This is a genomic window from Pseudomonas sp. P39-UII1, from assembly GCF_039672635.1.
Taxonomy (GTDB): domain Bacteria; phylum Pseudomonadota; class Gammaproteobacteria; order Pseudomonadales; family Pseudomonadaceae; genus Aquipseudomonas.
Map to the genome: position 1 here is coordinate 211,722 of NZ_JBDFPP010000006.1, position 13,307 is coordinate 225,028.

Consider the following 13,307-nt stretch of genomic DNA (forward strand, 5'->3'; position numbering starts at 1 on the left):
TTATACCCGAGCATGGGCCTCACGCGCCAGATGAGGTCGGCGTTTGTGCGGGAACATTCCGGCTCAGCAAGGCGAGAAGCTGGGTTTTTTCCTCGCTGGTCAACTCACTTTGACGTGATTTCCTGAGCAGTTGTTCCAGGCTTCGCTCGCGTTGGCGGGCGGTCAAGCTAGTTATAGTGTCGAAAAACTGTTGTTCAAGGTTGTCGGCCACGATCAGCCATTCCTTTTCCGCCAGCGCCCGCAAAAGGCGGCCCTGTTCGGTGCCGTGCCAGCGTGCGATCAACTGCATTGAGCTTAGCCCAGGATTTTTCTGCGCGGCTTCGATCAGCGCTACCAGCAATTGGCTGTAGAGGTGTTCTTCGCCGGCGAAGTGGCTGGCGTCCTCGACCTTGCCGGCCAGCAGCGGGTGGTGCAGCAGCGTGCGCAAGGCTGCGAGCGTCGGGGGCTCGACCGGTGCCGGCGTGCGTGGTGGTGCCTCGTCTCGTTGCTGCCAGGGCTTGCCGCCTTTGCGGTTCTTGTCCCAGGGCTTGTCGCTCCACGGCTTCTTGCCGCCACCCTTGTTCGGCTTCCACTGCGGCTCTTGTTGTGCCGGCGCGTAATCGTGCTGCGGCATGTCGCCGTAGTCGGGGGTGTAGCTGGCCATGGCGTCGTAATCGTAGCCAGGGTCGTAGTCCGGCACGCTGGTTGCGGCAGGAGCCTGCTGGGCCAGCTGTTCTACCTGTTGCGGGTCGAGGCCGGTGATTTCCTTCAGGCGATTGCGCATCAGCTGGCGCAGGTTGGCGCCCGGGACCTTTTCGATCAACGGTACAGCCAGGGTCGCCATGTGCGCCTTGCCTTCCAGCGAGCGGGGGTCGGCCTCCGCGCTCAGTTGCTCGAAGAAATAGTCCGCCAGCGGCTGGGCATGCTGGTTGATGCGAGCCATGAAGGCATCGGTGCCTTCGGCGCGCACCAGGCTGTCCGGATCTTCGCCTTCGGGCAGAAACAGGAAGCGCGCGCGGCGCCCGTCCTGCAGGGCCGACAGGGTCGACTCCAGGGCGCGCCAGGCGGCCTTGCGCCCGGCCTGATCGCCATCGAAGCAGAACAGCACGCTGGGCACCACACGGAACAGGCGCTTGAGGTGCTCTTCGCTGGTGGCGGTGCCCAGGGTGGCTACGGCATTGCGCAGGCCTTGCTGGGCCAGGGCAATGACGTCCATGTAGCCTTCGACGACGATGATCTCGTCGAGGTTGCGATTGTGCTTGCGCGCCTCGTACAGCCCGTACAGTTCCTGGCCCTTGTGAAAGACCGGGGTTTCGGGCGAGTTCAGGTACTTGGGCTTGTCGTCCCCCAGCACGCGGCCGCCGAAGGCAATGATGCGCCCGCGGCTGTCGCGTATCGGGAACATCACCCGGTCGCGGAAGCGGTCGTAGCGTTTGCCGCTCTCGGCGTTCTCGATCAGCAGGCCGGCGTCGATCATCACCTTCTGCTGCAGCGTGTCGGCACCCAGGTGTTTGAGCAGGTTGTCCCAGCCCGGTGGCGCGAAGCCCAGGCCGAAGTCGCGGGCAATCTCGCCCGACAGGCCGCGACCCTTGAGGTAATCCACAGCCGCCTTGCGGGTCGGGTGGCTACGCAGCGCCTGGCGATAGAATTCCGAGGCGGCGTCCAGTAGCGGATAAAGCGGGGAGTCGGTCGGCTGGCGTGGCTTCTGCGAGCGTCGCCCCTCCTCGCGGGGCACTTCCATGCCGGCGGCACGGGCCAGTTCCTCGACGGCCTGGGGGAAGTCCAGGTTGTCGTGGTCCATGACGAAGCCGAGGGCATTGCCGCCGGCGCCGCAGCCAAAGCAGTAGTAGAACTGCTTGTCGGGGCTGACCGTGAAGGAGGGGGTTTTCTCCTTGTGGAACGGGCAGCAGGCCGAGTAGTTTTTGCCGGTCTTTTTCAGCTGGACGCGCGAACTCACCACATCGACGATGTCGAGGCGGTTGATCAGGTCATCAATGAAGCTTTGGGGAATCAGCCCGGCCATGGCAGTCTCGTCATCTGGCAACTGGCAAGTCTAATCGCTAGCGCGCCGTTTGGGTGGAGTGCTGCTAGGGGAAGTGCGAGGGAATATGTGCTCGTCGGTAACCGCCAGGTAAACCGGAGGTTCGTCAGTCAGGACGTGCACGACTGGTGGGAACCAGCTCTGACGTTTGTAGCATTTTGCCCGCTACAGGTGCGGCGGACGCCTTGTGCTAGCTGCTCAAGGTTTGAAACAAACCGCTGCCAACGGCCCGGCGGTAGCCGGGCAGGGCAGAAGCTTTGCGTAGAACGCTTGTACTGTATTAGTACAGGCGAACGGCGCGGCGCTGTTCGCGCTGAACTTTCTTGGCGTGACGCTTAACAGCAGCAGCTGCTTTACGCTTACGCTCGGCGGTCGGCTTCTCGTAAAACTCGCGGCTACGAACTTCAGCCAGTACACCGGCTTTTTCGCAGGAGCGCTTGAAACGACGCAGAGCTACGTCGAAGGGTTCGTTCTCTTTAACTTTGACGGCTGGCATCCAGGGCTACCTTAATTCATTACCGGGGTAGACGTGCTCCTGGCAAAACAAAGGTGTGCTGGAGAACGTCGGTTTTCAAGGGTTGCGGATGTTAACCCTTAGTACGCCGGAATGCAAAGCCTCTGATCGAAAACCGCTGGTCGGCACCCGGCACGGGGACTATCATGCGCGGCTTCGAATTCAGCCCCCACAAGGGACGAGCCCATGCTAGTACTGGGATTGGAAACATCCTGCGACGAAACCGGCGTCGCATTATACGACAGTGAGCGCGGTTTGTTAGCTGACGCGCTGTTCAGCCAGATCGACCTGCATCGCGTGTTTGGTGGGGTAGTGCCCGAGCTTGCCTCGCGTGACCACGTCAAGCGCATGCTGCCCCTCATCCGCCAGGTGCTGGAGGAGGCGGGGTGCGTGGCCACCGAGATCGACGCCATCGCCTACACCGCGGGTCCTGGCCTGGTCGGTGCCCTGTTGGTCGGTGCTTCGTGCGCGCAGGCGTTAGCCTTTGCCTGGGACATCCCGGCGATCGGTGTACACCACATGGAAGGCCATCTGTTGGCCCCCATGCTGGAGGAAAACCCTCCGCAATTTCCGTTCGTCGCTTTGTTGGTGTCTGGCGGACATACCCAGCTGGTTCGCGTCGATGGCATCGGCCAATACGAACTGCTGGGCGAGAGCCTGGACGACGCTGCAGGTGAAGCATTCGACAAGACTGCCAAGCTGATCGGCCTGAATTACCCAGGCGGCCCGGAAATCGCTCGGCTTGCCGAGCAAGGCGTACCGGGGCGCTTCGTATTCCCGCGGCCAATGACCGACCGCCCGGGCCTGGCGTTCAGCTTCAGCGGGCTCAAGACCTTCGCCCTGAACACTTGGCAGCAATGCCGCGATGCTGGCGACGACAATGAGCAAACCCGTTGCGACGTGTCCCTGGCCTTCCAGCAGGCGGTGGTGGACACTCTGACCATCAAGTGCAAGCGCGCACTGAAGCAGACGTGCCTCAAGCGCTTGGTGATTGCCGGTGGCGTGAGCGCAAACAAAGCGCTGCGCCTGTCCCTCGAGGACATGCTCGCGAGCATCAAAGGCAATGTGTACTACGCCCGCCCGCAGTTCTGTACCGATAACGGCGCGATGATCGCCTACGCGGGTTGCCAACGGCTATTGGCCGGGCAGCAGCAGGACTTGGCGATCAGCGTGCAGGCGCGCTGGCCGATGGAGCAGTTGCCGCCGCTGTGAATGAGCCTACGCGAATGTCAGAAGTGACGTTCGCGCCCGGCGAACAGGTCGCGCAGATTGTTGCGATGCCGCCAGACGATCATCAGGGTGAGCACGCTGATCGGCAGCAGCGCCTCGGGCTCGCGCCAGGCCAGCAGTGGTAGGGTCAGAGGTGTTGCGATGAGCGCCGCCAGCGAACTGGTACGGCTGAGGTAGAAGGTCAGTAGCCAGGCGCTGATCGCCAGCAGTGCGGCGGGGAAATAAAGGCCCATCAGCATGCCTGCCGCAGTCGCTACGCCCTTGCCGCCCTGGAAGCGGAAGTACACGGGGAACAGGTGGCCAAGCACGGCGCAGACGCCGACCCAGCCCTGCGCTTGCAGGTCAAGCCCGGCTCCGCGTGCGATCAACACGGGCAACAAGCCCTTGCACAGGTCGCCAAGCAGGGTCAGGATCGCCATTTTACGGCCCGCCAGGCGTAGCATGTTGGTGGCGCCGGCATTGCCCGAACCGCTGGAACGTGGGTCCGGGCTGCCCGAAAGGCGGCTTAGGACGATGGCAAAGGACAGCGAGCCGAGCAGGTAGGCGAGCAGCGCCAGTAACCAAAACATGCTAACTATTCCGGGCGAGGACGCCCTGATTCTAACGGCGCCAGTCGCCCTTGTCGTGCTGTGGAGAGAAGTGCTTGGACAGAGTGTTCATCGAAGGCCTGGAAGTCGATACCGTCATCGGTGCCTATGACTGGGAACGGGATATTCGCCAGTGCCTGCGCCTGGACCTGAGTTTTGCCTGGGACAATCGCCCGGCAGCGGCCGGCGATGACCTGAACCTGGCGCTGGACTACGCCAGCGTTTCGGCGCGTATCCAGGCCTTTGCCGAGCAGGCGCGCTTCGAGCTGGTGGAGACATTCGCCGAGCGCTTGGTGGCCACCTTGATGGCAGAGTTCCACATTCCCTGGGTGCGTCTCAAGCTGACCAAGCCGGGCGCGGTCCCTGCGGCCCGTGGCGGTGTAGGCGTGGAGATCGAGCGCGGATGTCTCTGAGCACGGTTTACCTGGGCCTTGGCAGCAACATCGACCGTCACACGCACCTGTGTGCAGGGCTCGATGCGTTGGCGGCTATCCTCACCGAAATGCGCTGTTCTCCTGCGTTCGAGAGCCAGCCGGTAGGGATCAAGAGTGGTCCGTTCATCAACTTTGTGGTGACTGGCAAGACCGATTTGCCGTTGATGGAACTGGGCCGTCGGCTCAAGTTCATCGAGGCGGAAAACGGTCGCTATGCGCCTGACCGCAAGGGTTTGCCGCTGGACATCGACGTGCTGATGTACGACAGCTTGCTGGGCAGTTTCGAAGGCCTGGTGCTGCCCCGGGCGGAGATTCTGAAGAATGCGTTCGTGCTGTGGCCGTTGTCGTTGCTTGCGCCTGAGCTGGTGCACCCCGGTGTAGGGCAGACCATGGGGCAGTTGTGGCAGCAGGCGCATATTGACCAGGTCCTGGCGCCAGTAGCGTTCGAGTGGCGGGGGTTGCAGCTGACCCAGGCTTGACGGCCTTTCGCGCCCCTTTCGTGGGGCGCCCCGGCAGGAACGCTCCCACAGGACGGGTTGGTCAGCGGGTTGTGTACGCTATGAGCGCTTCAAGTCGCTTCTGCTTTAGCGCCTCGCCCAGCCCTTGGCCCTTCAGGCCTGCCTCCACCAGCGGCTTCACATCCACCGCCCTGGCTGCTGATGCCGCACCACGCAGGTAGTCAGCTTGTGGATAAGCGTGAACCTCTTTGCCCAGTGCTTCCATTTCACACGCGTTGATAAAGTCCTCGAACCGCTGCGGGCGCCGGTAAACGTCGAACTTCTGCAGCAGCTCCAGCAACGTCTCGGGCTCGAGCTCGAAAGCCCGGCGTCCCTGCCCGCCAAACTCACCCACCAGCGTGGATAGCTCCTGGCATTCACGCGGCGCCTTGAAGCGCTGGTTGAGTGCTTTGATCGAGGCTTGATCCAAGCCGTGCAGCAGGCATGCCCAGCGCACGTGCAGGGGCTGATGATGCCTGGCGGCCTGGGTGAGCGCAGCCAGTGAGGTTGAGCCCTGCTCAAGCTCAGGCATGAGCTGCTTCAAGGCCCCGCAGTCGCGCAACACTTGGATGAACACCTGAGGCTCGTCTTCCATCAGTGCCCGCTCGATCTCCTTCCAGCTCCGTTCTGCAGTCAACGCCTGCAGTTCGCCCGAAGTACTGATGCGTCGCATCAGCTCCAGGGTTTGATCTGCCACCTTGAACCCCAGCGGCGCGTAGCGCGCAGCGAAGCGGGCGACACGCAAGACGCGCAGGGGATCTTCGGCGAATGCCGGGGAAACATGGCGCAGCAGGCGATTTTCGAGGTCGGCTTGACCCTGATACGGGTCCAGCACATTGCCTTGTTCGTCTTCAGCCATCGCATTGATGGTGAGGTCGCGACGGATGAGGTCTTCTTCCAGCGTGACGTCGGGGCTTGCATGGAAGGTGAAACCACCATAGCCCCGCCCGCTCTTGCGCTCGGTGCGCGCAAGGGCATATTCCTCGCCCGTTTTGGGATGCAGGAAAACCGGGAAGTCGGCACCGACCGGGCGAAAGCCCTTGGCGTGCATTTCTTCGACGGTAGCGCCGACCACCAGCCAGTCGATATCGCTGACCGGGCGCCCGAGCAGGCGGTCGCGTACTGCGCCGCCGACTTTGTAGATGTGCATGTGCAGCCTCCATTACTGACGACAGGATACCCTGTCGGCAGTAATGGGTGGCGTACAAGCTAGAGGTGATGGATGACGGCGAGGTCCATGCGGCCATAGTCGCCGCTATCGCCGTGTTCGCCCCGGGGCGGCATGTGGTGGGTCTTGACCACTTGATCGCCTTGCACGGTTTCCAGATGGATGTCGAAGCCCCACAGGCGGTGCAGGTGCTTGAGTACTTCTTCGGTGGAATCGCCCAGCGGTTTGCGGTTGTGCTGTTGGTGGCGAAGGGTCAGCGAGCGGTCGCCACGGCGGTCGATGCTCCAGATCTGCACGTTGGGTTCGCGATTGCCAAGGTTGTATTGAGCTGCCAGCAGCTCGCGGATGACCCTGTAGCCGGCCTCGTCATGGATGGCGGGTACCAGCAGGTCGTCGCGTTGATCGTCGTCGAGGATGCTGAACAGCTTGAGGTCACGGATCACCTTGGGTGACAGGTACTGCAGGATGAAGCTTTCATCCTTGAAGCTGCTCATGGCGAACTTGATGGTCGATAGCCAGTCGCTGCCAGCAATGTCGGGGAACCAGCGGCGATCTTCCTCGGTGGGGTTCTCGCAGATGCGACGGATGTCGGTGTACATGGCAAAACCCAGGGCGTAGGGGTTGATGCCGCTGTAGTAGGGGCTGTCGAAACCAGGTTGGTAGACCACGCTGGTGTGCGACTGAAGGAACTCCATCATGAAACCTTCGGTGATCAGGCCCTCGTCGTACAGGTCGTTCATCAGCGTGTAGTGCCAGAATGTAGCCCAGCCTTCGTTCATGACCTGGGTCTGGCGCTGCGGGTAGAAATACTGAGCAATCTTGCGCACGATGCGCACCACTTCACGCTGCCAGGGTTCGAGCAGTGGTGCGTTCTTTTCAATGAAATAAAGGATGTTTTCCTGGGGTTCGGCGGGGAACCGCGCATCATCGCGTTCGCCACCTTTCTCGGCACTTTTGGGGATGGTACGCCACAGGTCGTTGATCTGGCGCTGCAAGTGTTCTTCACGCTCCTTCTGCCGACGCCGCTCTTCCTCGGCGGAAATCGGGTAAGGGCGCTTGTAGCGGTCCACGCCGTAGTTCATCAAGGCATGGCACGAGTCGATAAGGTCTTCGACGGCATCGATCCCGTGGCGCTCTTCACACTGTGCAATGTACTGCTTGGCAAACACCAGGTAGTCGATGATTGAACTGGCATCGGTCCAGGTGCGGAACAGGTAATTGCCCTTGAAGAAGCTGTTATGGCCATAGCAGGCATGGGCGATCACCAGTGCCTGCATGCACATGGTGTTTTCTTCCATCAGGTAAGCAATGCACGGGTCCGAATTGATCACGATCTCGTACGCCAGGCCCATTTGGCCGCGGCTGTAGGATTTCTCGGTACTCAGGAACTGCTTGCCATAGGACCAATGGTGATAACCCAGCGGCATGCCGACGGAGGCGTACGCGTCCATCATCTGCTCGGCAGTGATCACCTCGATCTGGTTGGGGTAGGTATCCAGGGCATAGCGTTCGGCCAGGCGGCTGATTTCCCGGTCGTAGGTCTGGATCAGCTCGAACGTCCACTCTGACCCGGTGGATATGGGTTGGCGTCTCTGTGCTCTGGCGGTCATGTGGCTAACCTGCGCTGGAAGAGTTCACGGAAGACCGGGTAGATATCGCCGGCCGATACCAACTGCTGCTGGGCGAATGTGTCGGGGAAAGCCTCGCCGATCCGCTCATACTCGTACCACAACGCCTGGTGCTCACGCGGGGTGATCTCGACGTAAGTGTAGTACTGCACATGCGGCATGATCTGTTTGGAGAGGATCTCCCGGCAAATGGGCGAGTCGTCGTTCCAGTTGTCGCCGTCGGAGGCCTGTGCAGCGTAGATGTTCCAGTCACTGGCCGGGTAACGTTCGGCCATGATCTCCTGCATCATCTTGAGCGCGCTGGAAACGATGGTGCCGCCAGTCTCGCGTGAGTAGAAGAACTCTTCCTCATCCACTTCGCGAGCGCTGGTGTGGTGGCGAATGAACACCACCTCGATGCGGTCGTAATTGCGCTTGAGGAACAGGTACAGCAGGATGAAGAACCGTTTGGCGATGTCTTTGGTGGCCTGTGTCATCGAGCCAGACACGTCCATCAGGCAGAACATCACGGCCTTGGAACTGGGGTTGGGCTGTTTGACCAGCAGGTTGTACTTGAGGTCGAAGGTGTCGAGGAAGGGCAGGCGATTGATGCGTGCCTTCAGGCGATCGATCTCTTGCTCCACTTCCTGGATATCGGTGAAGTTGTCTGGTTCCTCGACTTTCAACCGGTCCAGTTCTTTCTGCGCCTCGCGCAGCAAGGCGCGGCTGCTGCCAGTCAGGGCAATGCGCCGGGCATGGGCCGAACGCAGGGTACGAACGATGTTGATGCGTGACGGGTTGCCTTCATTGGCGATACCGGCACGTACGGTCTTGAAGGTGTCAGCGCCAGTCAGGTGGCGTTTGACCAGGTTGGGCAGTTCGAGGTCTTCGAACATGAACTCGAGAAACTCTTCCTGAGTGATCTGGAAGACAAACTCATCCATCCCTTCGCCAGAATTGCCTGCCTTGCCGCGGCCACCGCCGCCGCCACCACCCTGGGGCCTGGGGATGTGTTCGCCGGCGGTAAATTCCTTGTTGCCGGGGTGCACGATGGTCTGCTTGCCGCCACGACCGTGGTGCAATACCGGTTCATCGATGTCCCGTCCTGGAATGCTGATCTGCTCGCCATGCTCCATGTCCATGATGGAGCGGCGGCTCACAGCCTCTTCGACGGCCTTCTTGATGTGGTCACGGTAGCGCCGCAGAAAACGCTGGCGGTTGACCGTGCTCTTGTTCTTGCCGTTCAGGCGTCGGTCGATTACGTAGCTCATGGTCCCTCCGGTAGCTGGGAACAGCTGCACGCTTCAAGCTACGAGCTGCGCGTAAAAGCAGCTGCCGCCGCCCGCGGCTGCCACTGCAGCCTTGGGCGCGCGGTTTGTAGCTTGCCGCTTTATTGCGATTTCCTGACCCGCAGGTACCATTCCGACAGCAGCCGAACCTGCTTGTCGGTGTAACCACGCTCCACCATTCGGGTGACGAAGTCGTTGTGTTTCTTCTGGTCTTCTTTGCTGGCCTTGGCATTGAAGCTGATGACCGGCAGCAGGTCTTCGGTGTTGGAGAACATTTTCTTCTCTATCACCACCCGCAGCTTTTCATAGCTCAGCCAGCTTGGGTTCTTGCCGTTGTTGTTGGCGCGTGCGCGCAGTACGAAGTTGACGATCTCGTTGCGGAAGTCTTTCGGGTTGCTGATACCGGCCGGCTTCTCGATCTTCTCCAGCTCTTCGTTGAGGGCGATACGGTTGAGGATTTCGCCGGTTTCCGGGTCGCGATACTCCTGGTCCTGGATCCAGAAGTCGGCGTACAGCACGTAACGATCGAAGATGTTTTGCCCGTACTCGCTGTAGGACTCGAGGTAGGCGGTCTGGATTTCCTTGCCGATGAACTCGATGTAGCGCGGTGCCAGGTATTCTTTGAGGTAGCGAAGGTAACGTTCGCGCACTTCCGCCGGGAACTGCTCCTGCTCGATCTGCTGTTCCAGCACATACAGCAGGTGAACGGGGTTGGCCGCAATTTCGTGGGGGTCGAAGTTGAAGACCTTGGACAGGATCTTGAACGCAAAGCGGGTCGACAGGCCGTTCATGCCTTCATCGACGCCTGCCGAATCGCGGTACTCCTGGATCGACTTGGCTTTCGGGTCGGTATCCTTGAGGTTTTCGCCGTCGTAGACGCGCATCTTCGAGTAGATGTTGGAGTTTTCAGGCTCTTTGAGGCGCGACAGTACAGTGAACTGGGCGAGCATCTTGAGCGTATCGGGTGCGCAATGGGCTTTGGACAGCGAGCTGTTGACCAGCAGTTTGTCGTAGATCTTGATTTCGTCGCTGACGCGCAGGCAGTACGGCACCTTGACGATGTAGATCCGGTCGATGAACGCCTCGTTGTTCTTGTTGTTGCGGAAGGTGTGCCACTCCGATTCGTTGGAGTGGGCAAGCAGGATACCGGTGTAGGGAATTGCCCCCAGCCCCTCGGTGCTGTTGTAGTTGCCTTCCTGGGTCGCCGTAAGCAAGGGGTGCAGGACCTTGATCGGCGCCTTGAACATCTCGACGAATTCCATCAGGCCCTGGTTGGCCCGGCACAGCGCGCCCGAGTAGCTGTAGGCATCGGCGTCGTTCTGCGGGTATTCCTCGAGCTTGCGGATATCCACCTTGCCCACGAGGGCGGAGATGTCCTGGTTGTTCTCATCGCCCGGTTCGGTCTTGGCGATGGCGATCTGGTTGAGTATCGACGGGTAGAGTTTGACCACCTTGAACTTGGAGATATCGCCGCCAAACTCCTGCAGGCGCTTGGTAGCCCAAGGCGACATGATGGTGTTCAGGTAGCGCCGAGGGATGCCAAACTCTTCCTCGAGAATGGCCCCATCTTCGGTGGCGTTGAACAAGCCCAGTGGCGATTCGAATACAGGTGAGCCCTTGATGGCGTAGAAGGGCACCTTTTCCATCAGTTGCTTGAGCTTTTCGGCAAGCGACGACTTGCCGCCGCCTACCGGGCCCAGGAGGTAGAGGATCTGTTTCTTCTCTTCCAGCCCCTGAGCGGCATGGCGGAAGTACGACACGATCTGGTCGATGCATTCTTCCATGCCGTGGAAGTCTTCAAAGGCCGGGTAGCGCCGAATGACTTTGTTGGAAAATATCCGCGAAAGCCTGGAATTGTTGGAGGTGTCGACAAGCTCCGGTTCACCGATGGCCAGCAACAGCCGTTCAGCCGCCGATGCGTAGGCGCTGCGATCCTCCTTGCACAGCTCCAGGTACTCCTGCAGCGATAGTTCTTCCTGGCGGGTGGACTCGAAACGCTGTTGGAAGTGGCTAAAAATACTCATGACGTCACCTCGCTCGATACGTGGAGACGACGCCGGATCAGTCAGCTGATGCTGGCATGCAATCGGCTTCCCGATTGCTGTATACCCCCCAGAACACCCTGTAACGCTACCGATGACCCGCACGCCGGTGTACCGGCTCTCCCCTTTTTTTGGATGGCCTGCGCTTAAGAATAGTTGGTTATCCGCAAGGTCAAGGGCAAGCGGCGGAGAAGTTGCGAACGACCGTTCGTCAGGTGAGGCGCAAGCCCGCGTGGGGCGCGGGCTGCAGTAAAAATGAAAAATATTATTCAGCAGAGCCTTGGGCGGTCTCGGCAGGGTAGGTGGCGCGCCACAGCTCGAAGCCGCCATCGACGCTGTACACCTCCGAGAAGCCCTGGCCTGCCAGGTAGGCGGCTGCGCTCTGGCTGGAATTGCCGTGATAGCAGACCACCAGGGTCGGGGCATCCAGGTCGGCGTTGCGGATGAAGTCGGCAACTGAATGGTTGTCCAGATGCGTGGCACCAGTGATGTGGCCGGCGGCAAATGCCTGCGGGTCGCGAATGTCGACGACGACCGCACCTTGCGCGCGCAGGGCCAGGGCCTGCTCGGGAGGGATGCGTTTGAATTCGCTCATGGGTAGGGCTTTCCTTCAGGGGTGATCGTTGAGTTTAGTCGGTTGCGCCGGCGAGCGGACGGTGCCGTCGTCGGCGCAGTCGCAGCGGTGGTATTCGCCGCTGTCGACGTTGTACAGGGTCATGGCGCCACCCCACACGCAGCCGGTGTCCAGGGCGATGATGCCTGGCTCGTCGACCCGCCCTTCAAGGGCGGCCCAGTGGCCGAAGATGATCTTGACGTGCCGTGAGCGGCGGCCCTTGTGTGCGTACCAAGGCTTGTAGCCTTTTGGTGCGCAATCCAGGCCTTCCTTGCTCTTGAGGTCGAGTTTGCCTTCAGCGGTGCAGAAGCGCATGCGGGTGAGGTAGTTGGTGATAACCCGCAGGCGCTCGATGCCGCCGAGTTTCTTGCTCCACTTGTTGGGCTCGTTGCCATACATGCCATCGAGGTACAGCTTCAGGCGCCCGTCGTCGCGCAGCACTTGCTCGACTTCTGCGGCCAGTTCCAGCGCCTGCCCCAGCGTCCACTGCGGCGGGATGCCGGCATGGACCAGGGCAATGCCGCGGGGCTCGTCGTAGTGCAGCAGCTTCTGCTGGCGTAACCAATCGAACAGTTGATCGGCGTCGGGCGCTTCGATGATTTCGCGCAGGGTGTCGCTTTTTTTCAGGCGCTCGACGTTGTGCCAGGCGGCCAGCAGGTGCAGGTCATGGTTGCCCAGCACGCACACCAGCGATTGGCGGATGGAATAGAGGTAGCGCAAGGTTTCCAGCGACTCGGGGCCGCGGTTGACCAGGTCGCCGACCAGCCACAGGCGGTCGACAGCCGGGTTGAAGCGGACCCGGTCGAGCAGGCATTTGAGTGGTTGCAGGCAGCCTTGCAGGTCACCGACGGCGTAGGTGGCCATCAGTGCAGGGCCCCTGGAACAGCCAGGCGAAACGGGGCGATCTCGGCGTCGAAGCGTTTGCCGTCTTCGGCGAACATCTGATAGCTGCCCTGCATGGTACCGACGCGGGTACTGATGACTGCGCCACTGCTATAGGTGTGGCTCTGGCCAGGCTCGATCAGGGGTTGCTGGCCGATGACGCCCGCGCCGCGCACTTCTTCCACCTCGCCGTCACCGTTGGTGATCAGCCAGTGGCGAGACATCAGCTTGGCTTTGACCGAACCGTTGTTCTGTACGGTGATGGTATAGGCGAAGGCAAAACGATCGCTTTCGGGGTCGGATTGGTCTTTCAGGTAACGGGTCACGACGCTGACGTCGATCTGGTAACGGGGATCGGACATGCAAGGGCCTTGGCAAACTAGCGAATACGGCGATCCATGCAGTCTAGGCCATTGGCGGGGGG

General features: G+C 60.8%; 13 protein-coding genes. 3 read left to right on the top strand and 10 right to left on the bottom strand.

All coding sequences use genetic code 11. The annotated features are described in order from the left end of the window. Window positions 1-19 precede the first annotated feature (19 nt). Together dnaG and rpsU are read right to left on the bottom strand one after the other, a co-directional pair. Window positions 20-2,002 (bottom strand): DNA primase, encoded by a 1,983-nt coding sequence (gene dnaG, locus ABEH27_RS11225; protein WP_346613648.1) that lies wholly within the window; start codon window positions 2,000-2,002, stop codon window positions 20-22. A 298-nt stretch (window positions 2,003-2,300) separates the two neighbouring features. Then, complete coding sequence (gene rpsU / locus ABEH27_RS11230) at window positions 2,301-2,516, bottom strand: 30S ribosomal protein S21 (RefSeq protein ID WP_003255575.1); 216 nt, start codon at window positions 2,514-2,516, stop codon at window positions 2,301-2,303. Window positions 2,517-2,720: 204 nt separating this feature from the next. On the opposite strand from rpsU, the gene tsaD reads away from it, so the two are divergent. Next, complete coding sequence (tsaD, locus tag ABEH27_RS11235; protein WP_346613649.1) at window positions 2,721-3,746, top strand: tRNA (adenosine(37)-N6)-threonylcarbamoyltransferase complex transferase subunit TsaD; 1,026 nt, start codon at window positions 2,721-2,723, stop codon at window positions 3,744-3,746. A gap of 17 nt (window positions 3,747-3,763) precedes the next feature. Here the strand turns inward: tsaD and plsY are convergent, their stop codons facing one another. Further along, on the bottom strand, window positions 3,764-4,333 hold the full coding sequence (gene plsY / locus ABEH27_RS11240) for a glycerol-3-phosphate 1-O-acyltransferase PlsY (protein ID WP_346613650.1): 570 nt from the start codon (window positions 4,331-4,333) through the stop codon (window positions 3,764-3,766). A gap of 74 nt (window positions 4,334-4,407) precedes the next feature. On the opposite strand from plsY, the gene folB reads away from it, so the two are divergent. Together folB and folK are read left to right on the top strand one after the other, a co-directional pair. Then, entirely contained in the window at window positions 4,408-4,764 is a 357-nt protein-coding gene (folB, locus tag ABEH27_RS11245; RefSeq protein WP_346613651.1) for a dihydroneopterin aldolase, read from the top strand. After that, window positions 4,755-5,264 carry a 2-amino-4-hydroxy-6-hydroxymethyldihydropteridine diphosphokinase gene (gene folK, locus ABEH27_RS11250; protein ID WP_346613652.1) on the top strand — a complete coding sequence of 170 codons (510 nt, stop codon included), beginning with the start codon at window positions 4,755-4,757 and terminating at the stop codon, window positions 5,262-5,264. Before folB ends, folK begins: the two co-directional genes overlap by 10 nt. A 61-nt stretch (window positions 5,265-5,325) precedes the next feature. Here folK and ABEH27_RS11255 read toward each other — a convergent pair whose 3' ends face one another. From ABEH27_RS11255 to apaG, 7 genes are all read right to left on the bottom strand, one after another. After that, window positions 5,326-6,432: a multifunctional CCA addition/repair protein gene (locus tag ABEH27_RS11255; protein ID WP_346613653.1), complete on the bottom strand. Its 1,107-nt coding sequence runs from the start codon at window positions 6,430-6,432 to the stop codon at window positions 5,326-5,328. 59 nt (window positions 6,433-6,491) lie between these two features. Further along, on the bottom strand, window positions 6,492-8,060 hold the full coding sequence (locus ABEH27_RS11260; RefSeq protein WP_346613654.1) for a SpoVR family protein: 1,569 nt from the start codon (window positions 8,058-8,060) through the stop codon (window positions 6,492-6,494). Beyond that, on the bottom strand, window positions 8,057-9,328 hold the full coding sequence (locus ABEH27_RS11265; RefSeq protein ID WP_346613655.1) for a YeaH/YhbH family protein: 1,272 nt from the start codon (window positions 9,326-9,328) through the stop codon (window positions 8,057-8,059). Before ABEH27_RS11265 ends, ABEH27_RS11260 begins: the two co-directional genes overlap by 4 nt. A gap of 119 nt (window positions 9,329-9,447) precedes the next feature. Beyond that, window positions 9,448-11,370: a PrkA family serine protein kinase gene (locus tag ABEH27_RS11270; RefSeq protein WP_346613656.1), complete on the bottom strand. Its 1,923-nt coding sequence runs from the start codon at window positions 11,368-11,370 to the stop codon at window positions 9,448-9,450. A gap of 283 nt (window positions 11,371-11,653) precedes the next feature. Continuing rightward, complete coding sequence (gene glpE, locus ABEH27_RS11275) at window positions 11,654-11,983, bottom strand: thiosulfate sulfurtransferase GlpE (protein WP_346613657.1); 330 nt, start codon at window positions 11,981-11,983, stop codon at window positions 11,654-11,656. Window positions 11,984-11,998: 15 nt separating this feature from the next. Beyond that, window positions 11,999-12,865, bottom strand: a complete 867-nt coding sequence (locus ABEH27_RS11280; RefSeq protein ID WP_346613658.1) for a symmetrical bis(5'-nucleosyl)-tetraphosphatase — start codon at window positions 12,863-12,865, stop codon at window positions 11,999-12,001. Then, window positions 12,865-13,245, bottom strand: a complete 381-nt coding sequence (gene apaG, locus ABEH27_RS11285) for a Co2+/Mg2+ efflux protein ApaG (RefSeq protein ID WP_346613659.1) — start codon at window positions 13,243-13,245, stop codon at window positions 12,865-12,867. Before apaG ends, ABEH27_RS11280 begins: the two co-directional genes overlap by 1 nt. Between the last annotated feature and the right edge of the window lie 62 nt (window positions 13,246-13,307).

What these genes read in the sequence shown, in the direction of transcription:
- dnaG (WP_346613648.1), bottom strand. Translation starts at nt 2,002, where the DNA reads ATGGCCGGGCTGATTCCCCAAAGCTTCATTGATGACCTGATCAACCGC.
- rpsU (WP_003255575.1), bottom strand. Translation starts at nt 2,516, where the DNA reads ATGCCAGCCGTCAAAGTTAAAGAGAACGAACCCTTCGACGTAGCTCTG.
- tsaD (WP_346613649.1), top strand. Translation starts at nt 2,721, where the DNA reads ATGCTAGTACTGGGATTGGAAACATCCTGCGACGAAACCGGCGTCGCA.
- plsY (WP_346613650.1), bottom strand. Translation starts at nt 4,333, where the DNA reads ATGTTTTGGTTACTGGCGCTGCTCGCCTACCTGCTCGGCTCGCTGTCC.
- folK (WP_346613652.1), top strand. Translation starts at nt 4,755, where the DNA reads ATGTCTCTGAGCACGGTTTACCTGGGCCTTGGCAGCAACATCGACCGT.
- ABEH27_RS11255 (WP_346613653.1), bottom strand. Translation starts at nt 6,432, where the DNA reads ATGCACATCTACAAAGTCGGCGGCGCAGTACGCGACCGCCTGCTCGGG.
- ABEH27_RS11260 (WP_346613654.1), bottom strand. Translation starts at nt 8,060, where the DNA reads ATGACCGCCAGAGCACAGAGACGCCAACCCATATCCACCGGGTCAGAG.
- ABEH27_RS11265 (WP_346613655.1), bottom strand. Translation starts at nt 9,328, where the DNA reads ATGAGCTACGTAATCGACCGACGCCTGAACGGCAAGAACAAGAGCACG.
- ABEH27_RS11270 (WP_346613656.1), bottom strand. Translation starts at nt 11,370, where the DNA reads ATGAGTATTTTTAGCCACTTCCAACAGCGTTTCGAGTCCACCCGCCAG.
- glpE (WP_346613657.1), bottom strand. Translation starts at nt 11,983, where the DNA reads ATGAGCGAATTCAAACGCATCCCTCCCGAGCAGGCCCTGGCCCTGCGC.
- ABEH27_RS11280 (WP_346613658.1), bottom strand. Translation starts at nt 12,865, where the DNA reads ATGGCCACCTACGCCGTCGGTGACCTGCAAGGCTGCCTGCAACCACTC.
- apaG (WP_346613659.1), bottom strand. Translation starts at nt 13,245, where the DNA reads ATGTCCGATCCCCGTTACCAGATCGACGTCAGCGTCGTGACCCGTTAC.